Source organism: Martelella alba (assembly GCF_006516955.1).
Taxonomy (GTDB): domain Bacteria; phylum Pseudomonadota; class Alphaproteobacteria; order Rhizobiales; family Rhizobiaceae; genus Martelella; species Martelella alba.
Genome location: NZ_VHLG01000002.1, coordinates 605,072 through 631,112 on the forward strand (window position 1 = coordinate 605,072; position 26,041 = coordinate 631,112).

Here is a 26,041-nt window from a genome sequence, read left to right on the forward strand (position 1 = left end):
TTAATTTGAAATATTTTCAACCATATGGAAACAAACCCGTCTGACAGCCTGGAGTGGTGAGTCTTTCCTTGCAGCAAGCGACCGCTGTCGCTAATGGAGGACAGACAGCAAACCGTCCATTCGCCCGAATGTCTTCGGGCCAGACGCAAAATGGCAAAAAGCACGCATGACAAAAAAAGCACTCATCACCGGCGTGACGGGGCAGGATGGCTCCTATCTGACAGAGCTGCTGCTGGAAAAAGGCTATGAGGTTCACGGCATCAAACGCCGCGCCTCGCTGATCAACACCCAGCGCATTGATCATCTCTACGAAGATCCACATGCGGTGACCGTGCCGATGAAACTTCATTACGGGGATCTGACGGACACATCCAACCTGACCCGGCTGATCGGCGAGATCGAACCGGACGAGATCTACAATCTCGGTGCCCAGTCGCATGTGGCCGTCTCCTTTGAAGCACCCGAATATACCGCAGATGTTGATGCAATGGGAACGATCAGACTGCTAGAGGCAATGCGATTTCTGGGCCTTGAGAAGAAGACGCGCTTTTACCAGGCATCGACCTCGGAGCTTTACGGCCTTGTTCAGGAAACACCGCAGCGGGAGACCACGCCATTTCATCCGCGCTCGCCCTATGCCGTTGCGAAGCTTTACGCCTACTGGATTACGGTGAACTATCGCGAGGCCTATGGGCTTTATGCCTGCAACGGCATCCTGTTCAACCATGAAAGCCCGCGCCGTGGCGAAACCTTCGTGACCCGCAAGATTACCAGGGGGCTCGCCAATGTCGCCATGGGCCTCGAATCCTGCCTCTATATGGGCAATATCGACAGCCTGCGCGACTGGGGCCATGCCAAGGATTATGTGCGCATGCAGTGGCTGATGCTGCAGCAGGACCAGCCGGAAGACTTTGTCATCGCCACCGGCCAGCAATACAGCGTCCGCGAATTCATCACCTGGGCGGCAGCCGACCTTGGCATCACCCTTGAATTCACCGGCAGCGATATCGCGGAAAAGGCCATTGTCTCGGCGGTGACAGGCGACAACGCCCCCAATGTGAAAGTTGGCGACGTCATCATGCAGATTGATCCGCGCTATTTCCGCCCGGCCGAAGTTGCGACCCTGCTCGGCGATGCCACCAAGGCCAGGGAGAAGCTTGGCTGGACCCCGGAAATCTCCGCGCGGGACATGTGCCGGGAAATGGTCGAGGCTGACCTGAAAACAGCCCGGCGCTACACGCTGCTGAAAGAACACGGGCTTGAACTGCCCGTCAGCATCGAAAGCTGATCCTGGAGCATTCCGGCCAGAACGTGGTGGCCGGCGCTGTTCCAGCACTTTGTTTTGACGCAGTTTCACGCGGAAGCCCGGTTTTTCCGCTTTCGCGCGATCGCTCGAAAATCAGGCGCACGCCTGAACCAGCCCGCACCCTCACGAACGCACGTCTGAGAGCGCTGTGCATCCATTTGGATGCACAAAGGACACTCTAACCCATTGAATCTAAGCATCGTGCTTTCCGAAGATCGAACCCGATTTTCGGGCCGATGCTGTAGCGGACATGCATTACGTCGGGGCAGGCAGGTCGCGCCTCGCCCATGGGATGGCAGATCAGATCACGACGCCTTCCGTCATCCGGGCCGTCCCCCCTTCCGGCATCGGCAACAAATGTTCAAGAACGCGTTCGGCGCTGGCCAGCGCGCCCTCAACCCAGCCCGGGTAATTGGTGAACAGGTCCGAACACACCACGGCGTCATCACCGATCGGCCAAAAGCCGGCCGGAACCAGATTGATGCCCGAGCGCCAGAAGGATATCCCCTCGGGCCAGAACTGATGTTCGGCGGAAACCGGATGGGGAATGATATCGTCGCCAAGCGCAAAAGGCAGAACGTCGCGGATGGCCTCGACAAAGGCCATGTGGATGCCGCGATCATGCACAAAGGCATCATGCAGGGCATGGGCGCTGCGCCCGTCGCTATAGACAAGCAGGAATTTCCCCTCCCGCGGAAAATAGACCTTGCGGAAGATCGAAGCGCTGGTGAAGCAACGCCCCTCCAGCCCCATACCGTCCCACCACCGGTCCGTATAGCTGAAATAGGCTTTTGTCAGCGGCACCGCACTGATGCCGTCACGCAGGGTTGGCGAAAGCGAAATGCCACGCAGACGCAGCACATTTCCAAGGGGTATGGCGAAAATCACCTTGTCGAAGGATCGGCTCTTCTTGCCGGAGCGGGTTTCGAAACCGAGCTCATAGCCGCCGCCCGGCCGGATCTCAATTCGGGTCAGTTCATGTTCGAGACAGAACTCCACCCGCTGGACGAGTTCCGCCTGCAGCGCTGTCGCCAGAGCGGAGAACCCCTCTCTGAAACACATCCACTTGCGCCGCTCATCGGCAAAAAGGCCGCCGGTCTCGGGATGATGCCGTAACAGCTGAAACCCTTCTTCGAAGCTCAGATCCGTGTTGCGTAGCAGATCATAGCCGCACATTTCGACAAGATAGTCGAATTTACGCCGTCCAAGCGAATTCAACGCGGCCTGCTCCAGATTCATGCGCTGCCTGTCGCGCGGGGAGAGCATATTGAAATAGTCGCTGAGCTCACCGCAAAACCCCTTCAGCAAATGCCATGTCTGTTCGTGCAGGCCGCGCTGCAGCGGCGAGAGAACAAAGGCAAAGGGTATTGTCTCAAGCCCGAGCGCATAAGCCAGCCTGCTGACCCTTTCATGGGCGACGGCATCAAACCGCCCGGCCCCGAGCTCGGCAATGCCGGCCCCGTTATCCAGCACCCGTGACAGGATACGTCCGCCCACAAGGTCGGATTTTTCAATGACTGTAACCCTGGCGTCGCCGGACTGGCTGAGCTTTCGCGCAAGGGCGAGGCCGGCAATGCCTGCCCCGATAATGGCATATGATGTGACCATTCATTCGTCTCCGATGTGTTTCGTGTCAGTCGCAGGTGGAAACGAGCATTACTGGCATTCAGACAGGCTTCAGGCCTCGCACTGCTGCACGCCGTTCAAAACGCACGGGGCAGCCCAAACCGGCCCTGCAATGAAAACCGGCGGCCGGAAACCATGTCCCGGGCCCTCTCTGCCAACAGGAAGCATGCGCACAAAATTCGCGAGATCCGCAGACGCCAATATTGGCCATATCCGTCATTTTTCATGCCATCCTCCTCGGTTTTGCCGCCACATGCGACCGACAGGAGGACAATGGGCTCACGCTGCCCTGCCACAAACCACAAAGAATTGACGGTCTGTTTTTTCAGTTTAATTGTCGATTTTGTTTTCACATCAATGCCGTGTTTGTATGTTTTTTATTGAATTGTCTATTCATGAAATGAAGACAAAATAAACATCATGCATTCTACACTCGATTCCATTTTTATTCGTCATCTCTGCATCAGAAACGATTCGCATCGCTGAATTTTAGGGGGATAAGTTGGCTGGACGCATAAAGGACAGCGAACGTTTCTATAACAGGATGTCACTGGATGACGCGATTTTCGAGCTTGAGGCCCTTTGGCCGGGGCTTTCGCGATCGCGTATCGACGTTCGCAAGACGGCCGACAGGCGGCCAAACCCGCTCTGGGTTGGCGATGGCGAAAACGGTCATGCCGGCGTTCGCGTCATGATCCTGGCGACACATCTGATTTACCGCTTCCTCAGCGACAGGATTATCCGGATCGCAGATCTTGCCAAGGCGGCGGAGCTTGGCTTTTTTCCCGACGAGACACTGCGCGCCGCCGGGATTGCCGATTCCGAGAGCAGACGGCGGCTTCGCTATGCCATCGCCGAACTCGCATCGGAAAACAATCGCAATACACCATATTACAATCCGGCCTGGGACCGGCTGCTATTCTGTCATTTCGCCTGTGCTGCACGAAAGGCGATCCTGCGCAATCAAAACAGATCAGCAGGCACGGCAGCAATCCTTGAAGAGGCCTCGGCGCTCTATGACAGGATCATCGCTGCCCATTGCAAGACGGCCGGTGAAATATTTCAGGTCATCCGCGTGGCATGGATCGAAAACCTCCCCTACCGGCCACCGCGCCTGCCGTCAGGCACCCCTGGCGCGCCAGCAGCGGCAAGAAGCGGACCGGCCCGTCATTACATCCCGGAAAAGCTGGCTGACTATCTCGGCCCTGCGGGCCGCCTTGCCCGCGTACGCATACCGGAGAAGCTGAGCGAACTTGTCGAACGTGTGCTTGATCAGTTTTCCCATGCCCGGGAGCGTATCGCGCTGATTTCAGGCAAGAAAAATGCCGGCAAGTCGGGTTGCGTCATCGCCTTGCTGCGTCGGCTGCAATACCCGGACAACACGACAATCGGCTTTCATCTGAAGCCTGACGATATCGCCGCAACCCGGGTTCTACCTGTCTTTACCGTGAGTGTACAGGATCATTCCGGCAGCGACCTCATGCTGCTTGTCCTGGCATTCCTGTCATCGCTTGATGAAGGGAAGCGGAGACATTCGGGCCTGGACCATCTCGCCCGGTTCAAGTCTCTGCGGCAGGAGTTTGGTCTCGATAGCGATGGATCGGGAATGAAGGATCTGCGTGAGCGGATCGCAAAGCTTCATGCCAGAAATCCCGCACTTTTCATTCTGACAAACTGGGATGACCTGAGCTGGAGCACGCCGCGCGCCCAGCTGCGCGACCTGTCCAAGACGTCGCTCATCCGCCTTCTCCATGATAGCAATGGAGAAAGCCGGATATTGTTGACCACAACCGAAACGCCAACATTACGGGCAAGCCGGCTGCTGCCTCGATTCCGCACCTACAGGCTGGACGATCCGCGCTTGCGCGATGTCCGGCGCTATCTGCCAGCCCTTGCCTATCCAGCGGTCTATGGCGAAGCGCTGTTTGAGGCCGGTGAACGCTTCGGCAATAATGCTGTCCCCGGAGACCAGCTCATTCTTCTGGCGGCCATGCTGGAGGTTTGCCGCGGGGATTCCGCTTGGGAAAAGCGCGCAATCGCTTTGGTCGCAGCGCTGAAACCCCGTGACCAGCATCCCTCCGGCGGCATTGCCACCGGTCCTCTTGCCCGGCTTTTGTTGGAGCGACTCGATCATCTCGGGCTGGTCCACGCCGTCGCACTGATCATGGCCTGTGACGACGGCCTTCGCCCAGACACGCTTTCCCGCCTTCTTCAACGCTCGAACCGAGACGTCGTGCGCAAGCCTGAAGACATCATCACCGCGCTGACCGCTCTGGAGGGGCTTTCCAACAGCTTTCTGCTGAGGCGGCGCGTCATTACCGTTGCTGCCTGCGGCGAGGCTCGTCCCGAAGGTGAAAGCTATCTCGAAATTTTCGAGGCGCTTCGCCAGCTGTTGATGAGCGTGCTCGGCGATCCCGACGAGGCCGAATGGGCCGCTCCCTATTGCGCGATCCTGCGCGACGCCATGCGCCAGATCGCCCTTTTATGCTTTGACCGGGCCCAGGAATGGCGCTGTCGCAACCTCGTCAACGCGGCAATGCCACGCTGGCGCGACATGCTTCTCGATATCCAGTCCTATGAGGCATTGCTGGCCAGTCTGGACCCGCAGGCACTTGAAGATCAGGCGCGCAACCGTGCTGATATCGCCGCCATGCCGCTTCTCCACCATGCCCGTGAAGTGGTTTTCCTGCGCGGTCCGGAACACAGCCCTGCCGTTGCGCTGCGCTTTGCGGTCAGGACAATCCTGTTCGACATCATCGATCGCGACGACCGGCTTTCGCTGAATTATGCTCAGGATCTGATGCGGCTCCACCTCTATCTGCTGATCTTTCTTCAGCCCGGCCAGCGCCATCTTGCCCTGCCCGATGATTGCAGTCCCAAGGCCCTGCCAGCATGCCTGCCAATATGGATCCGCAGCGTTTTCACCGATGCCGAAATTTTCCGCCTGCTCGAGACAATTGCCCTGTCAGCACTTCAGGTTCAGGCACCCGAAATCGTGCGATGGGCTTTTGAGCGGGCCGAAGAGCTGAAATCCGCCACCGGTGGCCGGGCGATAACCGACGCATTCGTGCTGCACCGGATCACCCGGATCTTCTGCGCCACAATCGACATGGCCATCGCACTCGGGCATCCGCTTGCGGCTGCCGGCCCCGACACCCACGGTCGAAAGGGCCATGAACGGACATTGCGGGCGCTTGAGCACTTCATGAATGAGCATTTTCGCGATGTCATACCGCTCACCGGTCGGCCGCCAGCAAATGTAGAAGCCGAAACGGCCGCCGCCGGGCGGATCAGCGCCCTGCAACGACTGAGGCTGCGCGTCGCGCATTTGACCTATTTGACCGGCGATCTCGACCGCGCCATGGCCGAGCTTGATCTGATCCATGACTGGGAAATGGCGATGGCACGCGCATCCGGTTCGGGCCGCGCATCCGTTCTGGAGGGGCGGCCCGCCCGGATCGCACTGGATATCATGATGTCCCGCGGCTTCTTGCCCTCGCTTCAGTCCGGTCATGACAACCGTTCAGATCATATGATCACCCGCCGGATCGGCGGCATGATCGAAGCCAATATGGCAAGACTTTCACGCTTTGGCGGCGCCGAACAGTCCGCGCTTTTGATTGACCGCGCCCGTTTTGCCCTGATGCAGGGGCAAAGCGAGGAGGCCTGGCAATATGCCTCGATTGCCCGCGCACTTTATCTCGACAGCCGCATTTGCCATTGCAGCCATGTCCAGACCGTGCTCAATCTGCTGATCCTTCTGTCACGCTGGCTGGAAAGCTGGAATGCGCGGCATACATCCGGTGTCCAGATCACGCCGCCGATCTGCGAGGACGAAGTCGTGCGCGAAATAGATACGCTCTATGAAACCGCCCGTGCGCTCGACCTCAAGCCGGCAGCCGGCAAGGCGCGGTTCCTGAAAATCCGGTTTGGCTGGCTGTGCCGCAAGCGCGAGGGCGGGCTCTCACCCGAATGGCGCGATATCGCCCGGGCTGACCTGAAAGAGGCCATCGCACTGATGAAATCCTGCGCGGACAGATCGCTGGAGCACGATATGCAGGCGCTTCTGAACCAATTGTGAGGCCCGCCAGTTCACGTCGCCAGATCCGAAAATGCCGGAGAAAGCCGCGTCACCACGGCGTCCGGTGCGCTCAGCACCAGACGGCGGCCCGCACCCTCCTCGGCGAAAGTGATCGCAATAGCGTCGCCCGGAAGCTCATCGCCTCCGCGCTCCGGCCACTCGATCAGGCTGATCCCCTCAGAAAGCGCCTCATCAAGGCCGAGTTCGACCAGCTCCGAAGGATCGCCAAGGCGGTAGAGATCGAAATGGAAGATCGGCGGCACCGTCTCATAGGCCTGAACGAGCGTGAAGGTCGGGCTTGGCACATCAAGATCGGGCGCACCGGCCCGCGCCCGTATCAACGCCCGGGCGAGCGTCGATTTTCCCATGCCGAGATCACCATTGAGCAACAGGCAGTCTCCGGCTTCAAGCAGATCGGCAAGCCGCGCACCAAATGCGATCGTGGCCGCCTCATCAGCCAGAAAGATCGAACAGCGTCCCGCTGGCCCGCTCATTCGGCAGCAACGACATGCGCGCCGCCATGATCTTCTCCGGTATCCGGAATACGGCAGGTGACAGTTGTGCCGGCGCCGGGCTCGCTGTCGATAAAGACCTTGCCCTTGTGCAGGCCGACAAAGCTTTGCACGATGGCCAGGCCGAGCCCCGCACCTGCGGCGATGGGGGCCTCGCTTTCGCCCGCAGAAAAGCGCGAGAACACCGTCTTCAGCGCGTCCTTTTCAATACCCGGCCCGCTATCGGTGACGGTGAAGACGAAATCGCTTGTTTCCCGCCAGCACGACAGCGCAATGATCGACCCCTCAGGCGCATATTTGATAGCATTGCCGAGGATTTTCAGGAGGATCTGCTTCAGCCGCTGGAAATCGGCAGTGATCGCACCAAGCTCCGGCGGGGCGGTGATTTCCAGCGTCACCTCCGCCTCCTGAAGGCGCACGGAAATGTCGTCGGCAACCGAATCGATCAGATCATCGAGCGACATTTCATCGAGATCCAGCGTCAGAATGCCGGCATCGGCCGATTTCAGGTCGATCATGTCGTTGACAATCGTCATCAGCACGGCCGAGGAGTTGGCGATGTGATCGACATAATTGCCCTGACGGCTGTTCAGCGGCCCGATCTGCGGCGATTTCAGCAGTTCGGCAAAGCCCATAATCGAAGTCAGCGGCGTGCGCAGTTCATGACTGACATGCTCAAGGAAGGTATTCTTCAGCTCTTCCGCCTTGCGCAGGGCGTCGTTCTTTTCCGTCAGCGCCCGTTCGACCTGAATGGAATCGGTCTTGTTGACGAAGGTCAGCATGGTCTGGGCATTCGGCAGCGGCGTCACGGCATAATCCAGCACCAGACCTGATTTCAGGTCGAGCCGGCCCTGCTGCGACAGGCGCTCATCATCGAAACTGGTGATCATCCGGGCAAACAGCCGCCAGCCGCCAGGACCTTCATAACTTGCCTCACACAGCGAGACCAGCTGACGGATATGGGTATCCGGCGCGGCATCCTTTTCGCTGATGCCCCATAGCGCCCGGAAGGCCGGATTGGAAAGCGACAGGCGCCCGTCAGGACCGAACACCGCGACCCCTTCCGACAGATGATCAATGGTCTCGCCCTGCACCTTCACCAGCGTGTTGTAGCGGGTTTTGAGCGCGATCTGCTCGGTGTGATTTTCAAACACCCAGGTCGTGCCGCCGCGTGGATGCGCCGAGGCGAAGACCGAAAGGGTTTCACCTGAGGGCAGATACCACAGATCACTATAGGGACCGACTGAGCGGTAGACCGAAAGCGCCTTTTCTTTCCAGTCCTTCCAGTTATGCGGCTCGGGCAGCTTGCCATCGGCCCGCAGCCGCTCAAAAAATTCGCCATTGTCGGGGCGCGATTCCATAAAGCCCATATCGAGCCGCCAGAGCTTCTCGAAGGCCTGATTATAAAAGCGCAGACGCCGGTCAGCGTCGAAAATCGCCACGGCGGTATTGAGGTGGTTGAGCGTGTCGGCGTGGTTTTCCAGCGTCAGCTCAAGCGCGCTTTCCAGCCGTTCACGATCGGAAACATCGCGCGCCAGCCCCGCAGAGCCATCGGCGGTCGGCACTTCGACAATCGCGAAATGCGACCTGTTTCCGTCAATCACGATCGGCTCACGCGCTTCAAAGCGCTTGCCGGCCCGGATCTCATCGTCAAGACGGGCCTGGGCAGCGGTTCCAAGCAGCATGCGGATGGTCGCCGGCGTCATTTCATCAGCTTTCGCATCGACAGCGCGCCTATAGGCGTCGTTGACCCAGGCAAGACGGCCCTCGCCGTCGCGCAGCCATGCCGGCATGTCAGTGGCATTCAAAAGCGTCTCGAAACGCTTCAGCCTTGCTTGCAGGCGCTTGTGATCGAGCCGGAGCTCCGCAAGTTCGGCACGCACAGATTCCAGCGCGCCGAAGCGAACATGCGCCCTTCCGCCCGTGGTGCGGCCAAGCACTTCAAGCACATAACCCTTTTTCGTTTCGGCCAGCATATCAAAGGCCTTGGCCTTTTCACGCAGAGCCGCCATTGCCGGAACAAGCTGGCGCACGCTGCCCGGCGTCAGCCAATCGTCAAAGGAGAGGAAATCACTGTCCTCCTCCGGCGCGCCTGCCTCGTCCGGAAGTGTCCCCAGAAATTGCGGCGCGGCCATCGGATCTTCCCACAAAATGATCCGCCGGTTCTTCTCGGCATTGAGCGCCTTCAGGCTCAGCAATCTTTCCTGGGTCTGTTCCAGTGCAGCACGGATCACGCGATTTTCAGCTTCCGCTCTTCCGCGCAGGCGGACAAACCACAGGGTCGAAATCAGCGTGGAAGCCAGAACGCCGAACACCGCCGACAGCGTCATGACTTCGCCGGTCGAAAACCCACTCGGCAGCGCCGGATCGAAACCCTGACTGGCAAAGGCCGACGAAGCGGCCATAGCTGTGCCGGAAACCAGCGCGGTCATGAAGGCGCTGCGTAAAGTCCGGCTTGCCATACGTGAAGCTCCTCGTTTGCTGGGAACAGGACATGTAGCCCGGAAACCCGCCGCTTTTTTGTCTTTGACGGTAAGCTGCGTCTGCCGCATCGCACCATTCCGCCCTTTCGAAAGACACGGATCCGCCGCCGTCTCCCGATCAATCTTATGAAACGAACACGGTCCGAAACCCCGAAATGACGGCGTTCAAGCGGAATCCGGGCCTAAAAATCAGGCGAATCGCACCTTAAAAAACATAAACGCTTGGCGAATCCGAAAAAAGAGTCCGCCGCAAATAAACAAAGCCGCGCCTGTCATTTGAAGGCGCGGCCAGATTAGGAGATTATGCTTACCGAATGCTTAATAGCGGTAATGATCGGGCTTGAACGGGCCTTCCGGCGTAACCCCGATATAGGCAGCCTGCTCGGGCGACAGCACGGTCAGCTTGACGCCAAGCTTGTCGAGGTGCAGGCGGGCAACCTTTTCATCGAGATGCTTGGGCAGGATGTGAACACCCTTCTCATACTGGTCGCGATGCAGGAAGATTTCCATCTGTGCCAGCACCTGATTGGTGAAAGATGCCGACATGACGAAAGAGGGATGCCCGGTGGCATTGCCAAGGTTGAGAAGACGCCCCTCCGACAGGAGGATCAGCCGCTTGCCATTCGGGAAGGAGATCATGTCGACCTGCGGCTTGATATTGGTCCACTTGAAATTGCGCAGCGAGGCCACCTGGATCTCATTGTCGAAGTGGCCGATATTGCCGACGATTGCCATGTCCTTCATCTCGCGCATATGCTCGAGGCGAATGATATCCATATTGCCGGTGGTGGTGATGAAGAGGTCAGCCGACGACAATACGTCTTCCAGAACAACGACTTCATAGCCATCCATGGCGGCCTGGAGCGCGCAGATCGGATCTGCTTCGGTCACCTTGACGCGTGCGCCGGCCCCAGAAAGCGAAGCGGCCGAGCCCTTGCCGACATCGCCATAGCCGCAGACAACGGCGACTTTGCCGGCAAGCATGACGTCGGTGGCGCGACGGATACCGTCAACCAGCGATTCCTTGCAGCCATATTTGTTGTCGAATTTCGACTTGGTGACCGAGTCATTGACGTTGATGGCCGGGAAGGGCAGCTGGCCGGCGCGGGCGAGCTGGTAGAGGCGGTTCACACCGGTCGTGGTTTCTTCCGTCACGCCATAAAGCGCTTCGCGCTGCTTGGTGAAGAAGCCCGGTGTTGCCGCCATGCGCTTCTTGATCTGGGCGAACAGCACTTCCTCTTCTTCCGAATGCGGGTTCGACAGCACGTCTTCACCCGCTTCGGCGCGTGCACCGGTCAGGATATACATGGTGGCATCGCCGCCATCATCGAGGATCATGTTGGACAGGCCGCCATCGCGCCACTGAAAGATCTGGTCCGTATAGGTCCAGTATTCGCTAAGCGTCTCGCCCTTGACCGCATAGACCGGCGTGCCGCTGGCAGCGATTGCCGCCGCAGCGTGGTCCTGGGTCGAGAAAATGTTGCAGGATGCCCAGCGGACATCGGCGCCGAGCGCCTTCAGGGTCTCGATCAGAACGGCGGTCTGGATCGTCATGTGGAGTGAACCGGAAATGCGCGCGCCCTTGAGAGGTTGGCTTTCACCGAATTCCGCACGCGCTGCCATCAGGCCGGGCATTTCTGTTTCGGCAATGTCGATTTCCTTGCGACCGAAATCGGCAAGCGCGATATCGGCAACGTGATAATCCTGCGTGGCGCTCATCTTAAACTCCGAAAATCTAGCTGTAGCAAAAGGCGGATCCTTCGATCCCGCCGGGGCCCAATCAGGGCCGTCAGTTTCAGGCCAAGGGTTTAACAGCCTTGCCGGAACCATGCAAGAAAGACATAAAGAAATCTTTATGTCTTGAGAGCGCCATGGCAAGCGACCTATGGATAACACAAAACCCGGTCAGGCTTTGACAGCAACCGATCCGAGATCCAAATTGAAAATACATCCATAGGGGGAGAATATCCATGGCAGATGACAATGCAATTGGCCGGGTTACCGGGCTTGGCGGCATTTTCGTTCTGAGCGCTGGCACCGACAGGCTCACCACCTGGTATCGTGATACACTTGGACTTGCCGTTGAGACCTGGGGCGGCGCCCGCTTTGCCGACGAGGACAGGCCCACCGGATCTGCCTCGCTCTGGGGCGTCTTTTGCGAAAAGAGCGACTATCTTGCCCCCTCATCACGCGATTTCATGATCAACTTCATCGTTGACAACATGGACCTTATGATCGCCCGGCTCGAGGCGAAAGGCGTGCCCATTCTCGGCCGCGACGACGGTGATGACAATGGCCGCTTTATCTGGGTCCTTGATCCCGACGGCACCAAGATTGAACTCTGGCAGCCGCCAAGGGACTGAAAAACTTCAGCATTCCTCGCCGAAACGGCATTCGACCAGGCTGGCAATCGCATCCAGCGCTTCATCGGCATCCGGGCCGCTGGCGCTGACGACAATCTGACTCTCGATCCCTGCGGCCAGCATCATCAGCCCCATGATCGATGTGCCGCCGACACTCATGCCATCCTTAGACACGGTGACCTGAGCGTCGAAGCGTTCAACGGTCTGCACGAATTTTGCCGAGGCACGGGCATGCAATCCGCGCCGGTTGACGATGGTGAGTTCACGGCTCGCTTCGCTCATCAGGCCGCGATCCTATTTTCCGTTAAGCACACGGCTGGCGACATTGATATACCGCCGTCCGGCATCTTCCGCCTCGGCAAGCGCCTTGGCCATGTCATTGTCGCCGCGCACCGCCACAAGCTTGATCAGCATGGGCAGGTTGACGCCGGCAATCACCTCCACCCGGCCGGGGCTCATGATGGAGATGGCGAGATTGGAAGGGGTGCCACCAAACATGTCGGTGAGAATAATGACACCATTGCCGCTATCGGCCTGGCCGACGGCCTTGAGGATATCATCCCGCCGTTGGTCCATGTCATCTTCGGGACCGATCGAGATGGTCTCGATGGCGTCCTGTGCGCCCACCACATGCTCAACCGCGAGGCGGAACTCCTCGGCCAGTCTACCATGGGTTACAAGCACCAGTCCGATCATGTTGGTTTCGCTCCCTTTTCATGTCCAGTTCCGGCAATCACCCCGAAATACCACGGACAACCTTTTCGCCCATCTTGTCGAAGTGGCGGCGAAGTGCAAGCCCAAAAGGCTGAATGTCACCAGCCCAGTGCCTGCGGCACAAGCGCCTGATCCCGGGTGAGAGCGTCATGCGACCAATCGGCATCGCCCGATGCTCTAGCACGGGGCGTCAAAGGATCGCTAGCCATTTCCGTCGATGCACGGCCGCGCCGGGCGCCCGTCCGCCAGACCCGGGCAAAGCGCGTTCAGCCGCGCAAGCGAGCCTGCGCCCTGAAGCATCAGCGGCACCAGAGGCAGCATCTCACCGCCCGGCAGCGTGAAGGACAGCTCCGGCTCGGGCAGGCGCTCGGCCGTTTTCACATCAACGGGCCGGACACAGAAATCCATCACCGCTGCGTCCAGATGCTCCACTACGGCAATGCCGCTGCCATAGATTTCGATCTTTCCGGCAATGGCCGGCGGAGCACTGGCAATCACCCGCCCGCCACTATGTGCGATGAAGACCTGATCGTCGGCGATGAGCCGGGCGAAAAGACCAAGCGCATCGGCTTCCGCCAGCAGTGACAGGGCCAGCCTGCTCTTTCCGGACCCCGACGGCCCGACCAGCAGAATGCCGGAAACACCGATGACAACGGCTGTTGCGTGAAGATTTACACCGCCGCTCATGCGTTGCGATGGCCGGAAACGGCCGGCAGGGTGAGAATGAAGCGGGCGCCTGTGATATCGCCACTGTCCTTGTCCACGATATTTTCCGCCACCAGCGTACCGCCATGGGCTTCGGCAATCTGACGCGAAATCGACAGGCCGAGACCGGAATTCTGTCCGAACGCCTCGCCATCGGGGCGATCGGTATAAAACCGCTCGAAGATGCGCTCAATATCCTCGGCGCGGATCCCCGGCCCGTTATCTTCCACCGTGATGATGATGTGGTTGCGGCCACGCCTCAGCCTGACATCGATCCTGCCGGTCTTTTCGGAGACAAAGGACCGCGCATTCTCGATGAGATTGGTGATGATCTGACCGATCCTGAGATCGTGGCCGAAAATATCGAAACTGTTCTTTCCGCCATGGGGCGTTTCGACATTGAGATCAATATCGACCGGCTTGCGCGAGCCGATGTCACGCGACAATGCGACGAGATCGCGCAGAAGCGTCTCGGCATCGAAGACAGAGGCATCCTCGCGTGCAAGTTCCGCATCAAGCCGCGAGGCATCGGAAATATCGCTGATCAGACGGTCGAGGCGGCGCACATCATGCTGGATGATCTCCGTCAACCGCGCCTTGGCGTCCTCGGTCCTGGCAAGCGGCAGGGTTTCGACGGCACTGCGAAGCGAGGTCAGCGGATTTTTCAGCTCATGGGCAACATCGGCGGCAAAACTGTCAATCGCATCAATCCGGTCGTAAAGCGCCGTCGTCATTTCCCGCAAGGTGGTGGAGAGATGGCCAATCTCATCCTGGCGAGCGGAATAATCGGGAATCTCCTGACGCTCGCGCGGCCCCCCGCGCCTGACCCGGACGGCGGCCTCGGAGAGCCGGCGCAACGGATTGGCGATGGTCGAGGACAACATGAAGGACAAGACCATGGTTACAAGTGAGGTGACAACGAACATGCGGATGATCGCGAGACGTTCATTATGGACGATCTTGTCGATATCGCCAGCCTGGGTCGACAGAAGCAACACGCCGAGCACGGCGCGGAAACGCTGGACCGGCACGGCAACCAGAACGATCTGCTTGCCCTGATCATTGATCCTGACCGATCGCGCGGTCTGCCCGTTCAGCGCCGTCATGACTTCGGGATAAATCGAACCATCGCCACCCGGTGCTTCCTCATAACGCGCCTCACCATGTGGCTGCAGCACCCAGCTGAGGAAATTGCCGAGCTTGTCGATGACCGATTCTGTGGTCGTCTCGGCCACCGGCGGCAGATCGTAGCGCAGAATCTGTCCGCGTGAGAACAGATAGCGTGAATCGAGGATCAAATTGGCATCCGGATCAAAAATCTGCGCACGGGTGCGTGTCGGCGAAATCAGCCGCCTGAGGATCGGCGCCACCTTTTCCGGGTTAATCGGGAATTTGAGATCCTCGTCATTGGGAGACGGTCTTGCGCTTTCACCGGCCTGCAGCTCAAGCAGCTTTTGCGGATCAAGCGTCATCGTGTCGCTCTCGACCGAAACCGATGACGCTATTGCGCCCGCGATCATCTCGCCTTGCGTGGTCAGGCTTTCCATGCGGGCGTCAATCAGGCCCTCACGGAACTGGTTGAGATAAAGAATACCGCCAACCAGAAAAAACAGCGCCAGAAGGTTGAAAAACAGGATGCGCCAGTTGAGGCTGGAAAAAACCGTCGCAGCGAGAAACCGGCGCAGAACCAGAAAGGGCCCTCGCCAGCGCTTCTTGATCCGCGATGTCGCGGTCTGTACGGTCCCTTCCGTCACGGCATGCCTGTCAGGCGGCGTCGCGGAAGCGGTAGCCGACGCCGTATAGGGTTTCGATCATGTCAAACTCGCGATCGACCAGCTTGAACTTCTTGCGCAGCCGCTTGATGTGGCTGTCGATCGTGCGGTCATCGACATAGACCTGATCATCATAGGCCGCATCCATCAGCGCATCACGGCTCTTGACGACACCGGGCCGCTGGGCGAGCGACTGCAAGATCAGGAATTCCGTTACAGTCAGCGTCACAGGATCGCCTTTCCAGGTGCAGGTGTGACGTTCCTGATCCATGACCAGCTGGCCGCGTTCCAGCGGACGGTTCGCCTCGCTGTCACCCGCCTTGGCACCGCCGGATGCCGCGGCATCGCGCCCGGCAACACGGCGCAGGACCGCCCGGACCCGCTCAACCAAAAGGCGCTGGGAGAAGGGTTTGGTGATGAAATCATCCGCCCCCATCTTCAACCCGAAAAGCTCATCGATCTCCTCATCCTTGGAGGTGAGAAAGATCACCGGTACATCCGATTTCTGGCGCAGCCGGCGGAGCAGCTCCATACCATCCATACGCGGCATCTTGATATCGAAGATCGCCAGTTGTGGCGGATTGGACAAAAGCCCGGTCAGCGCGGTTGCGCCATCCGTATAGGTATCGACACGATATCCCTCGGATTCGAGCGCGATCGAAACCGACGTCAGGATGTTTCGGTCGTCGTCCACAAGGGCGATGGTCTGCATCATAGGCTCCTACTGTCGAGTGGCCGTTTTTTAAGGGCGACCGCTTCCGATGTCTTTTTAGCATCTCTTGGAAAAAAACTGGAACAAATTGTGGCAATGGCGCCTTTGCGACGCTCTGACACGGTTAAGCCGGCTTTTTCTCGTTCTCCGCCATATCCGGCTAAATATATGGCAATCCATGCGGATTTAAATCTTACATGCGCGCACATTTTTGTTTAAAACGATTAAATAATTGATATTGCTATATTTTATGTAATTTTCGGTTGCGCATCCCGACTTGATTAAATATAAATTTAAAAAATTCAATTTGTTTAGCCAATGAAGGATTGGATCATGGAGGAATTCGGGCTCTACAATCACGGGTTTCCGGCGGCAGCGCTGGGTTTGAAGAACCTGGGGAGCGTTTATTACAATCTGTTGCCGGCGCAGCTGTGTGAGGAATCATTGCGCCGTGGCGAAGCGGTCCTGACGGCCGATGGTGCGCTTCGCGCACTCACCGGTCAGCATACAGGCCGTTCCGCCAAGGACAAATTTGTTGTCTGCGACCAGACCACCGAGCCCGAAATCTGGTGGGACAACAACAAGAAGATGTCGCCGGAGCATTTTGCCCTGCTGAAGCAGGATATGCTGGCGCATGCGGAAGGCCGTGACGTCTTCATCCAGGATCTGATCGGCGGTGCGGACAGCGAAAACGCTCTGCCAACCCGTGTTGTCAGCGAATATGCCTGGCATGCCATGTTCATCCGCAATCTGCTGATCCGTCCGGATCGCGACCAGCTGGAAGATTTCACCGCCAGGTTGACGATCATCGACCTGCCGAGTTTCAAGGCCGATCCGCAGCGTTATGGCTGCCGCACCGAGACGGTGATCGCCTGCGACCTCGTCAACGGTCTGGTGCTGATCGGCGGCACGTCCTATGCCGGTGAGATCAAGAAATCAGTCTTCACCATGCTGAATTATCTGCTGCCGGCCCGCGGCGTCATGCCGATGCATTGCTCGGCCAATGTCGGCGCCAAGGACGACGCCGCCGTCTTCTTCGGCCTGTCGGGCACCGGCAAGACCACGCTGTCGGCCGATCCGACACGCACGCTGATCGGCGATGACGAACATGGCTGGGGCAAAAAGGGTGTCTTCAATTTCGAAGGTGGCTGCTATGCCAAGACGATCCGGCTTTCGGCGGAAGCCGAGCCCGAAATCTTCGCCACCACCAAACGCTTCGGCACCGTGCTTGAAAATGTCGTGCTTGATGCTGACCGCAAGCCCGATTTCGATGATGGTTCGCTGACGGAAAACACCCGCTGCGCCTATCCGCTCAACTTCATTCCCAATGCGTCAAAGACCGGCCAGGCCGGCCATCCGAAGACGATCATCATGCTGACGGCCGATGCTTTCGGCGTGCTGCCGCCGATAGCCAAGCTGACCCCGGAACAGGCCATGTATCACTTCCTTTCGGGCTACACCGCCAAGGTTGCCGGCACCGAAAAGGGCGTGACCGAGCCGGAAGCCACCTTCTCGACCTGTTTCGGCGCCCCCTTCATGCCGCGCCACCCGGCGGAATACGGCAATCTTCTGAAGGATCTGATTGCGCTTCACGAGGTCGATTGCTGGCTCGTTAATACCGGCTGGACCGGCGGCGCCTATGGCACCGGCAAGCGCATGCCGATCCGCCAGACCCGCGCCATGCTGGCACAGGCCTTGTCGGGCGATCTGAAAGCGGCGGAATTCCGCATTGACGACAATTTCGGCTTTGCCGTTCCGCTCGCCATTGACGGCGTCGACCAGACGATCCTGACGCCGCGTGACACCTGGTCGGATCCGATGGCCTATGACCGCCAGGCCGCCAGGCTTGTCGACATGTTCATCGCCAATTTCGCCAAGTTCGAGACCCATGTCGACGATGGCGTGCGGGCCGCGGCACCAAAGACGCTCACCAGCGCCTGATTTAGACGAAAGCTCCGTGGGAGGAGCACCAGAGAAAATGCCCGGCCGGATTTTCCCTGCCGCCGGGCATTTTCCCCCTGATATGCTTGCCCTTGACCCGCCGCCTGTGTGATATGGCGCCAAGGAGTGGACCATGGCTGCAAGCGACCTTCACATCAACGACCGGATCGTCATTTCCGGCTGGGAACTGACCGAGCAGTTCATCCTGACCGGCGGCCCCGGCGGACAGAATGTCAACAAGCTTGCCACCGGCGTTCAGCTGTTCTTCTCCGTTGCCACCTCACCGGCCCTTTCCGAACGTATCCGCCGCAATCTGATCCGCATCGGCGGCCGGCGTGTCTCCAAAGACGGCGTGTTGATGATTGAGGCCAGAAGCCACCGCAGCCAGGAGCGCAACCGCGAGGATGCGCGCGACAGGCTGAAGGAAATGGTGCTGGAAGCTGCCTTGCCGCCGCCGCCCACACGGCGCAAGACCAAGCCCACCCGTGGCTCCATTGAACGCCGGCTGAAGGAAAAATCCGGCCGTTCCGAAGTCAAGAAAATGCGCGGCAAGCCAGGCCGGGAGGACTGATCGCCATGGCCGGAACCGAACTGCCGGACGGCTTTGACTATTTGCCGGACCATCTCGACCGCGCGGACCAGCAGCAACTTCTCGACGAGATCCGCGCCGTTGTCGCAAAAGCTCCGCTTTATGTGCCGGCCATGCCGCGCACGGGAAAAGCCATGTCCGTGCGCATGACCAATTGCGGGCCGCTCGGCTGGGTGACCGACAAGGAGCGTGGCTATCGCTACCAGCCGCTCCACCCGCAAACGGGCAAACCCTGGCCGGATATCCCGCCCGCGCTGATGGCGCTCTGGAACGATCTTTCCGGCTTTGACGCGCCGCCTGAGGCCTGTCTGGTGAATTTCTACGACGAGACCGCGAAAATGGGCCTGCATCAGGATCGTGATGAGGCGGAATTTTCTGCCCCGGTCCTGTCGATATCGCTTGGCGACAGCTGCCTGTTCAGGATCGGCGGCCTTTCACGCAGCGACAAGGCACAGTCACTGAAGCTGAAAAGCGGCGATATCGTCATCCTCGGCGGCAAAAGCCGGCTTGCCTTTCACGGCGTAACGCGGATCTATCCCGGCACATCAACCCTTTTGAAAAAAGGGGGCCGGATCAATCTGACACTGAGGCGGGTCAATCCCCAATGACGCCCGTCACAATTTCCGCAGCGCCACCGTCTCCACCAGATGATCGTGTCCCTTGCGCAAAATGAGATCGGCGCGCGGGCGGGTCGGCAGGATGTTGTTTTCGAGATTCTTCAGATTGATATTGCGCCACAGATCTTCCGCGATCGACAGCGCTTCGGCCTCATCCAGCGCGGAATAACGGTGGAAGTAGGAGGCTGGGTCCTGGAAGGCGGTGCGGCGCAGCTTGAGGAAACGGTCGACATACCATTGCCGGATCTGCTCGACTTCCGCGTCGATATAGATCGAGAAGTCGAAAAAGTCCGAAACGATCGGCACCATGCGCCCGCCGGCCGGCAAATCGCGCGACTGCAGCACATTGATACCCTCGAAAATCAGGATATCCGGCCGGTCGACGGTGACAAAGCCGTCCGACAGCACATCATAGGACAGATGCGAATAAAGCGGTGCGCGGACATTTGGCATCCCGGCCTTGATGGCGGAGAGAAATTTGAGGATCGCGCCGGTATCAAAGCTTTCGGGAAAGCCCTTGCGGCGCATCAGCCCGTCACGCTGTAAAACGTCATTTGGATAGAGAAAGCCATCCGAGGTCACGAGATCAACCTTGGGGCTTGACGGCCAGCGGGCCAGCAATTGCTTCAAAAGGCGCGCTGTGGTCGATTTACCCACCGCCACCGGACCGGCAACGCCGATGATGAAGGGGGTCTTGTTATCGTCTTCGCGGAAATTCAAAAACCGCTTGCGCTGGCGAAACAGCATCTGCGAGCTTTCGACATGCGACGACAGCAGCCGTGACAGCGACAGATAGATGCGCCGCACCTCTTCCAGATCGATCGGGTCATTGAGCGAGCGGAGCTGACGGACTTCCTCCGCCTTCAGCGTCATCGGCGTATCGGCACGGAAATGAGACCACTCATCCGCAGTGAAAAAGCGATAGGGCGACACCTGCCCCGCGGCAAAACTGTCAAGCGCGATCGCCGATGCGTTGATCTCGTCGGCCAAGGCCGTTCCCGCCGTCGTCATTCACCCGTCCGCCCCGCCTTTTCGGCAATGCCCGACTGGCTTTGCCGCCGTGCAAGCTCGTTCATGACATCATTCAGCGGAATATCGGCAATTTTAAGTACGACCAGCAGATGATAGAGCAGGTCAGCGGCTTCATAGGTCAGGTTTTCGCGATCCTCGGCAATGGCGGCGATCACCACTTCGGTGGCTTCCTCACCAAGCTTCTTGGCCGCCTTGCGCTGCCCCTTGGAAACCAGTTTTGCCGTCCAGCTCTCATCCGGTGACGCGCCTGCGCGCTTCGCGACGATGGCTTCCAGATCGGCAAGCGAAAAATCGGTCATGGCTTTCCTCCCTCAGTCCAGCCGCATCGCGATACCGCGATCAGCCATATACTGTTTGGCTTCACCAATGGAATAGGTACCAAAGTGGAAGATCGAGGCGGCCAGCACCGCCGTGGCATGGCCCTCGGCTATGCCATCCACCAGATGTTCAAGCGTGCCGACACCGCCAGAGGCAATCACCGGCACAGAAACCGCATCGGCAATGGCGCGCGTCAGCTCCAGATCATAACCGGCCTTGGTGCCGTCACGATCCATGGATGTGAGCAGGATCTCGCCTGCGCCAAGGGCCACGACCTTTTCGGCAAATTCCACCGCGTCAATGCCGGTCGGCTGACGGCCGCCATGGGTGTAGATTTCCCAGGCACTGCGGTTTTCCCGGCCCGGTGCCTGCGTTGCCCGGCGCTTGGCATCAATGGCGACAACAATGCACTGATTGCCGAACTTGTCGGCTGCTTCAGCGACGAAATCCGGGTTTTTCACTGCGGCCGAGTTGATCGACACCTTGTCGGCGCCACAGAGCAGCAGCTTGCGGATATCGGCAACCTCGCGCACGCCGCCACCAACCGTCAGCGGCATGAAGCACTGCTCGGCAGTGCGGGTGACGACATCGAAAATCGTTTCGCGATTGTCCGACGTGGCGGTGATATCGAGAAAGCAGAGCTCGTCGGCCCCCGCCGCATCATAGGCGCGCGCCGCTTCCACCGGATCGCCGGCATCAATCAGATCAACGAAATTCACGCCCTTGACGACACGGCCGTCCTTGACATCGAGGCAGGGAATGACACGGGCTTTCAGGGTCATTGGATAGTCTCCGGGCGATCGGGACAGGGATCGGTAAGATTTCAGCCGGGTTGGCAGCCCTGTTTGCACCAGCCTGACGGGTCATGTTTCGTCCGCTCTTTTATAGCGGGAAGCCCTGCGCATCAATGCCAGAACAAAAGGACGAATACATCGCGCATCAAAATGGACGCATGACGCGCGAAAGGACAAGGTTTCACACGGCGGCGGATTTCAGCAGCGCCAGCGCCGCGGCCGGATCAATCCGCCCGTCATAAAGCGCACGGCCGGAAATCGCGCCTTCGAGGATCTGTGCATCCGGCTCGGTCATGCGGGCAATATCATCCATCGAGGCAAGGCCGCCCGAGGCAATCACCGGGATCGAAACTGACGCCGCCAGATTCAGCGTCGAGGCCCAGTTGATCCCGGCCAGCACGCCGTCGCGATCAATATCGGTATAGATGATTGCAGCAACGCCCGCGCCTTCGAAGCGCTTTGCCAGTTCGACCACTTCAAGCTCGGAGGCCTCTGCCCAGCCTTCAACGGCGACCTTGCCGCCGCGCGCGTCAATGCCGACGGCAACCTTGCCCGGAAAGGCCTTGCAGGCCGTTTTGACCAGATCGGGATCGCGCACCGCGACCGTGCCGAGAATGACGCGGGCAAGCCCGCGCGACAGCCAGTTTTCGATATGATCGAGCGAACGGATGCCGCCGCCAAGCTGTACCGGGTTGTTCGTCGCCTTCAGGATGGCGTCCACCGCATCGCCATTGACGGTGCGCCCGGCAAAGGCGCCGTTCAGATCCACCACATGCAGCCAGGAAAAGCCCTGGTCCTCAAAGGCTTTCGCCTGCGCGCCGGGATCGGGATTATAGACCGTCGCCTGGTCCATATCGCCAAGCTTGAGGCGCACGCACTGGCCGTCTTTGAGATCAATGGCGGGAAAAAGGATCATGGTTTTCGTCTCTTGTCTGGCGCGTTACGGCGCCCACTCCAGGAAATTGGCGATCAGTTTCAGGCCGAGCGTTTGGCTCTTTTCCGGGTGAAACTGCGAGCCGGCCTTGTTGCCATTGGCAACGAAAGCGGTGACGGGACCGCCGTAATCGGTCACGGCGATCACCTGTTCCGGCTTTTTTGCCGCCAGATGATAGGAATGGACGAAATAGGCGTGAAGCCCGTCTTCGCCGGTCTCGATACCGTCAAACAGCGGATGCTCGCTCCTGAGCGTCAGCGTATTCCAGCCGATCTGGGGAATTTTCAACGCCGGATCGGCCGGTTTGATCAGCGTGACATCGCCGGAAATCCAGCCGAAGCCCTTCGTCACCGTCTTTTCCAGCCCGCGATCCGACATCAGCTGCATGCCGACGCAGATGCCTAGGAAGGGGCGCGCCTTTGTCTCGGCAACCTCGATAATCGCTTCGACCATGCCCGGCACGGCATCCAGCCCCGCCCGGCAATCAGCGTAGGCACCAACGCCCGGCAGCACGATGCGGTCGGCAGCGGCAACGATCTCGGCCTTGTCGGTCAGGATGATTTCGGCATCGGACCCGCATTCGCGCGCGGCGCGTTCAAAAGCCTTGGTGGCCGAGCGCAGATTGCCCGAGCCGTAATCAATGATGGCGACTGTGCTCATGATGACATTCCATAGGCGTCCATCAGGCCGATGCCCGACGCCGCCGGTTCAGCCCGTTGCGGGCCCTTTGTTGCAAAATCCGGCAGGGCCGTCTCTGCCCCCGCAAATCCGGCAAAATAAAGCTCTTCAGCCTCATCGAGATCATCGGCGACGATCACGGCATCAAGGCGAAATCCACGCTTTTCCATGGCATGAGCCTTAAAGCCGCGCGCCTCAAGCGCGATGAAGATGTTCAGCGCGACCGAAAACAGCCCGGACGCAATATCAAACCCGCCCATATCTCCGGCTATGCCGAGCAGAACCGAGACAATCAGCGTGATGACGCCCGCCAGCCAGACGCGCTGGAACAACAGCCAGAACGGGCCGAAGACAAGCGCCCAGAAAGAAAAGCCGTCGCGCAGGAAAACGGTCTTTTCCGGCGCTTTTTCAGCACCTTGGCCGGGCGGCAGCAGAACCAGAAAACTTGCCATGATCATCCTCCATCAGGCGAGCATGCCCTTGGTCGAGGGCACGCGGCCCTCCTGGCGCGGATCGATCTCGGCCGCCGCGCGCAGGGCGCGCGCCACCGCCTTGAAACAGGTTTCGGCAATATGGTGGCTGTTGGCCCCGTAGTGATTGAGAATATGCAGCGTGATGCCGGCATTCTGGGCAAGGGCGTGGAAAAACTCCTTCACCAGCTCGGTATCGAAAGTGCCGATCTTTTCCGACGGGAAGGTGACGTTCCACACCAGATAGGGCCGGCCCGAAAGATCAATCGCCGCCTTGGTCATGGTCTCGTCCATGGCAAGATCGATCGAGGCATAGCGGGTAACACCGGCACGGCTGCCAAGCGCCTTTGCCAGTGCCTGACCGATGGCGATCCCGGTATCTTCTACCGTGTGGTGATCATCGATATGGGTATCGCCCTTGGCGCGGATCGTCATGTCGATCAGCGAATGGCGGGCAAGCTGATCCAGCATATGGTCGAAGAAACCGATCCCGGTGGCGATATCGGCAACACCGGTGCCATCGACATTCACGGTCACCGAAATTGCGGTTTCCTTGGTCTCGCGCTGAATTTCCGCGCGGCGCATATCCTGCTGAACGGCCATATCCCTCAACCTTCTTCACTGCGGATTGATGACCGTCTCTTAACAGGCACATCCCTGTTTCGCAAAAGAAAAGGCAGCCCGGCGATCGTCTTGCAGTTTTACTTTGCCCGTTTCTCGTCTAAATCCGGATGCTCAATTATCAGGGGACGCATAAAGGGGACAATTTTCATGACAACACAATCCCGCCCTGCCTTCATCTATTTCATTGCTGCCTTTGCCTCCGGCGGCCTTCTGGCTGCCATGACCCATATGAACGGTCTGGTTGCCCATTATGGCAATCCGCTGTTTGCCTCCTTCGTCGCCCATGGCGCTGGCACGATTGCGGCGATCATCTTTCTCGGTCTGATCTTTGCCTTTTCGGGTAAGCGTCGGCCTGCGGGGACGGCCCCCCGCCTGAAAGCGCCCTGGTGGGCCTATCTTGGCGGCATTTCAGGCGCCGCCACCGTCATTCTCGCTTCGCTGTCGGTCAATTCGCCGCTGGCGCTGTCCGGCACGATTGCACTCGGTCTTGCCGGTCAGGTGATCTTCTCGCTTGCGGCCGATCGCTGGGGCCTGTTCGGCCTGCCGGCGCGCAAGCTCGATCTGCGCGATTTTCTCACGGTTGCACTGATCCTTGGCGGATCCGTTGCCGTCATTCTTGCCGGAGGTCCCGCATGATCACCGCTATTTCAGCTGCGCTGACGGCCGGTCTTCTCGTCGGCATCTCGCGTCAGATCAATGGCCGCCTGTCGCTGTCGACCTCGCCGATGATCGCCTCCTTCTTCAACCATATCGTCGGTTTCATCACGATCTGCCTGCTGGCGCTGGTGATCGGCGGGCTCATTCCACCCGATATTTCCGAAATTCCCGCCTATGCATGGCTGGGCGGTCCGGTCGGCGTCATCTTCGTCGCCGCCGGCTCCTGGGTGATCCCGAAAATCGGCGCCGTGGCAACAGCGGTGCTGATCATCGGCGGCCAGATGCTCACCGGCATCGTCGTCGATATGGTGAGCGGCATCAACGAATTTTCGCCGCTGCGCGATATCGGCCTGCTGCTCATTCTAGGCGGGATTTTACTTGCGCAAAGACGCACATAGGCCTGAAGCAAAGGCTTGCGGATTGCAAATGCCACACCGCTGCCTACATAGGATCACGAACCGACGCCCTGGCATGAGGCCAAAAGGTGTCGCTGAAGACAAGGTTTGAGCCCATGAGCGAACATAATCCCTACGGCACGATGCATGCGACGACGATCATAACCGTGCGCAAGGGCGGTCAGGTGGTCATGGCCGGCGACGGCCAGGTCTCGCTTGGTCAGACAGTGATGAAGGGCAATGCCCGCAAGGTGCGCCGGATCGGCAAGGGCGGCAATGTGATCGCCGGTTTTGCCGGGGCCACCGCCGATGCCTTTACCCTTCTGGAACGGCTGGAGCGCAAGCTTGAGCAATATCCCGACCAGCTGATGCGCGCCGCAGTGGAGCTGGCCAAGGACTGGCGAACCGACAAATATCTGCGCAATCTCGAAGCCATGATGCTGGTGGCCGACAAGGACGTCACCCTGGCAATTACCGGCAATGGCGACGTGCTGGAGCCCGAACACGGCACTATGGCAATCGGTTCCGGTGGCAATTATGCCTATGCCGCTGCCCGCGCCCTGATGGATGGCGACGGCTCGGCAGAAGAGATCGCCCGCAAGGCCATGGGCATTGCCGCAGAGATCTGCGTCTACACCAACCAGAATGTCATCGTCGAAACGCTCGACGCGGCCTGAACGGGCGCGATCATGAGCAACGGCTCCGGTGCTTTTCAAAG

The 26,041-nt window shown here is 59.1% G+C and carries 24 protein-coding genes and 1 pseudogene; 9 read left to right on the forward strand and 16 right to left on the reverse strand.

The features are described 5' to 3' along the window. Positions 1-166 precede the first annotated feature (166 nt). The gene (gene gmd / locus FJU08_RS06215) at positions 167-1,288 is read left to right on the forward strand and encodes a GDP-mannose 4,6-dehydratase (RefSeq protein WP_141148089.1); all 1,122 of its coding nucleotides are present in this window, start codon (positions 167-169) and stop codon (positions 1,286-1,288) included. A 318-nt stretch (positions 1,289-1,606) separates the two neighbouring features. On the opposite strand, the gene FJU08_RS06220 is transcribed toward gmd, so the two are convergent. Beyond that, positions 1,607-2,914: a flavin monoamine oxidase family protein gene (locus FJU08_RS06220; RefSeq protein ID WP_141148090.1), complete on the reverse strand. Its 1,308-nt coding sequence runs from the start codon at positions 2,912-2,914 to the stop codon at positions 1,607-1,609. A gap of 520 nt (positions 2,915-3,434) precedes the next feature. On the opposite strand from FJU08_RS06220, the gene FJU08_RS06225 reads away from it, so the two are divergent. Beyond that, a complete protein-coding gene (locus tag FJU08_RS06225; protein WP_141148091.1) occupies positions 3,435-7,013 on the forward strand; it encodes a hypothetical protein in 3,579 nt (1,192 codons plus the stop codon). 38 nt (positions 7,014-7,051) lie between these two features. Here FJU08_RS06225 and tsaE read toward each other — a convergent pair. The 3 genes and pseudogenes from tsaE to ahcY form a co-directional block, all read right to left on the reverse strand. Continuing rightward, positions 7,052-7,507, reverse strand: a pseudogene (tsaE, locus tag FJU08_RS06230) (tRNA (adenosine(37)-N6)-threonylcarbamoyltransferase complex ATPase subunit type 1 TsaE); the annotation flags it as partial. After that, positions 7,504-9,987 (reverse strand): PAS domain-containing sensor histidine kinase, encoded by a 2,484-nt coding sequence (locus FJU08_RS06235; RefSeq protein ID WP_141148093.1) that lies wholly within the window; start codon positions 9,985-9,987, stop codon positions 7,504-7,506. The gene FJU08_RS06235 and the pseudogene tsaE, both read right to left, overlap by 4 nt. Before the next feature lie 339 nt (positions 9,988-10,326). Next, the gene (gene ahcY, locus FJU08_RS06240; RefSeq protein ID WP_141148094.1) at positions 10,327-11,727 is read right to left on the reverse strand and encodes an adenosylhomocysteinase; all 1,401 of its coding nucleotides are present in this window, start codon (positions 11,725-11,727) and stop codon (positions 10,327-10,329) included. Positions 11,728-11,978: 251 nt separating this feature from the next. On the opposite strand from ahcY, the gene FJU08_RS06245 reads away from it, so the two are divergent. Beyond that, positions 11,979-12,371 carry a VOC family protein gene (locus FJU08_RS06245; protein ID WP_210245187.1) on the forward strand — a complete coding sequence of 131 codons (393 nt, stop codon included), beginning with the start codon at positions 11,979-11,981 and terminating at the stop codon, positions 12,369-12,371. A gap of 6 nt (positions 12,372-12,377) precedes the next feature. Here FJU08_RS06245 and FJU08_RS06250 read toward each other — a convergent pair whose 3' ends face one another. The 5 genes from FJU08_RS06250 to FJU08_RS06270 form a co-directional block, all read right to left on the reverse strand. Beyond that, positions 12,378-12,653: an HPr family phosphocarrier protein gene (locus FJU08_RS06250; RefSeq protein WP_141148096.1), complete on the reverse strand. Its 276-nt coding sequence runs from the start codon at positions 12,651-12,653 to the stop codon at positions 12,378-12,380. Between the two features lie 12 nt (positions 12,654-12,665). Continuing rightward, on the reverse strand, positions 12,666-13,067 hold the full coding sequence (locus FJU08_RS06255) for a PTS sugar transporter subunit IIA (protein WP_141148097.1): 402 nt from the start codon (positions 13,065-13,067) through the stop codon (positions 12,666-12,668). Between the two features lie 219 nt (positions 13,068-13,286). Next, the gene (locus tag FJU08_RS06260; protein WP_141148098.1) at positions 13,287-13,772 is read right to left on the reverse strand and encodes an HPr kinase/phosphorylase; all 486 of its coding nucleotides are present in this window, start codon (positions 13,770-13,772) and stop codon (positions 13,287-13,289) included. Then, positions 13,769-15,544 (reverse strand): sensor histidine kinase, encoded by a 1,776-nt coding sequence (locus FJU08_RS06265; RefSeq protein WP_328592403.1) that lies wholly within the window; start codon positions 15,542-15,544, stop codon positions 13,769-13,771. The genes FJU08_RS06260 and FJU08_RS06265 overlap by 4 nt, the downstream gene beginning before the upstream one ends. 10 nt (positions 15,545-15,554) lie before the next feature. After that, complete coding sequence (locus tag FJU08_RS06270) at positions 15,555-16,274, reverse strand: response regulator transcription factor (protein ID WP_141148099.1); 720 nt, start codon at positions 16,272-16,274, stop codon at positions 15,555-15,557. 333 nt (positions 16,275-16,607) lie between these two features. Between FJU08_RS06270 and FJU08_RS06275 the strand changes: the two genes are divergently transcribed. The 3 genes from FJU08_RS06275 to FJU08_RS06285 all read left to right on the forward strand — a co-directional run bounded on the left by FJU08_RS06275 (position 16,608) and on the right by FJU08_RS06285 (position 19,412). Then, on the forward strand, positions 16,608-18,215 hold the full coding sequence (locus FJU08_RS06275; RefSeq protein ID WP_141148100.1) for a phosphoenolpyruvate carboxykinase: 1,608 nt from the start codon (positions 16,608-16,610) through the stop codon (positions 18,213-18,215). A 133-nt stretch (positions 18,216-18,348) separates the two neighbouring features. Further along, positions 18,349-18,786 carry an alternative ribosome rescue aminoacyl-tRNA hydrolase ArfB gene (arfB, locus tag FJU08_RS06280; RefSeq protein WP_141148101.1) on the forward strand — a complete coding sequence of 146 codons (438 nt, stop codon included), beginning with the start codon at positions 18,349-18,351 and terminating at the stop codon, positions 18,784-18,786. A gap of 5 nt (positions 18,787-18,791) precedes the next feature. Next, on the forward strand, positions 18,792-19,412 hold the full coding sequence (locus tag FJU08_RS06285; protein ID WP_141148102.1) for an alpha-ketoglutarate-dependent dioxygenase AlkB family protein: 621 nt from the start codon (positions 18,792-18,794) through the stop codon (positions 19,410-19,412). Between the two features lie 6 nt (positions 19,413-19,418). Here the strand turns inward: FJU08_RS06285 and coaA are convergent, their stop codons facing one another. From coaA to hisB, 7 genes are all read right to left on the reverse strand, one after another. Beyond that, on the reverse strand, positions 19,419-20,432 hold the full coding sequence (gene coaA, locus FJU08_RS06290; RefSeq protein WP_141148103.1) for a type I pantothenate kinase: 1,014 nt from the start codon (positions 20,430-20,432) through the stop codon (positions 19,419-19,421). Beyond that, a complete protein-coding gene (locus FJU08_RS06295; RefSeq protein ID WP_141148104.1) occupies positions 20,429-20,752 on the reverse strand; it encodes a phosphoribosyl-ATP diphosphatase in 324 nt (107 codons plus the stop codon). Before FJU08_RS06295 ends, coaA begins: the two co-directional genes overlap by 4 nt. Positions 20,753-20,764: 12 nt before the next feature. Next, positions 20,765-21,553, reverse strand: coding sequence for an imidazole glycerol phosphate synthase subunit HisF (hisF, locus tag FJU08_RS06300; protein ID WP_141148105.1), 789 nt, complete (start codon positions 21,551-21,553; stop codon positions 20,765-20,767). Positions 21,554-21,746: 193 nt separating this feature from the next. Further along, positions 21,747-22,481: a 1-(5-phosphoribosyl)-5-[(5-phosphoribosylamino)methylideneamino]imidazole-4-carboxamide isomerase gene (gene hisA / locus FJU08_RS06305; RefSeq protein WP_141148106.1), complete on the reverse strand. Its 735-nt coding sequence runs from the start codon at positions 22,479-22,481 to the stop codon at positions 21,747-21,749. A gap of 24 nt (positions 22,482-22,505) precedes the next feature. Further along, positions 22,506-23,159, reverse strand: coding sequence for an imidazole glycerol phosphate synthase subunit HisH (gene hisH / locus FJU08_RS06310; RefSeq protein WP_141148107.1), 654 nt, complete (start codon positions 23,157-23,159; stop codon positions 22,506-22,508). Further along, positions 23,156-23,629, reverse strand: a complete 474-nt coding sequence (locus tag FJU08_RS06315) for a DUF2628 domain-containing protein (RefSeq protein WP_181409763.1) — start codon at positions 23,627-23,629, stop codon at positions 23,156-23,158. The genes hisH and FJU08_RS06315 overlap by 4 nt, the downstream gene beginning before the upstream one ends. Positions 23,630-23,641: 12 nt before the next feature. Next, positions 23,642-24,250, reverse strand: coding sequence for an imidazoleglycerol-phosphate dehydratase HisB (gene hisB / locus FJU08_RS06320; RefSeq protein WP_141148109.1), 609 nt, complete (start codon positions 24,248-24,250; stop codon positions 23,642-23,644). Positions 24,251-24,418: 168 nt separating this feature from the next. On the opposite strand from hisB, the gene FJU08_RS06325 reads away from it, so the two are divergent. The 3 genes from FJU08_RS06325 to hslV all read left to right on the forward strand — a co-directional run bounded on the left by FJU08_RS06325 (position 24,419) and on the right by hslV (position 26,000). After that, a complete protein-coding gene (locus FJU08_RS06325) occupies positions 24,419-24,907 on the forward strand; it encodes a DMT family transporter (RefSeq protein ID WP_141148110.1) in 489 nt (162 codons plus the stop codon). Continuing rightward, entirely contained in the window at positions 24,904-25,326 is a 423-nt protein-coding gene (locus tag FJU08_RS06330) for a DMT family transporter (protein ID WP_141148111.1), read from the forward strand. The genes FJU08_RS06325 and FJU08_RS06330 overlap by 4 nt, the downstream gene beginning before the upstream one ends. Before the next feature lie 113 nt (positions 25,327-25,439). After that, entirely contained in the window at positions 25,440-26,000 is a 561-nt protein-coding gene (hslV, locus tag FJU08_RS06335) for an ATP-dependent protease subunit HslV (RefSeq protein ID WP_141148112.1), read from the forward strand. Positions 26,001-26,041 lie beyond the last annotated feature (41 nt).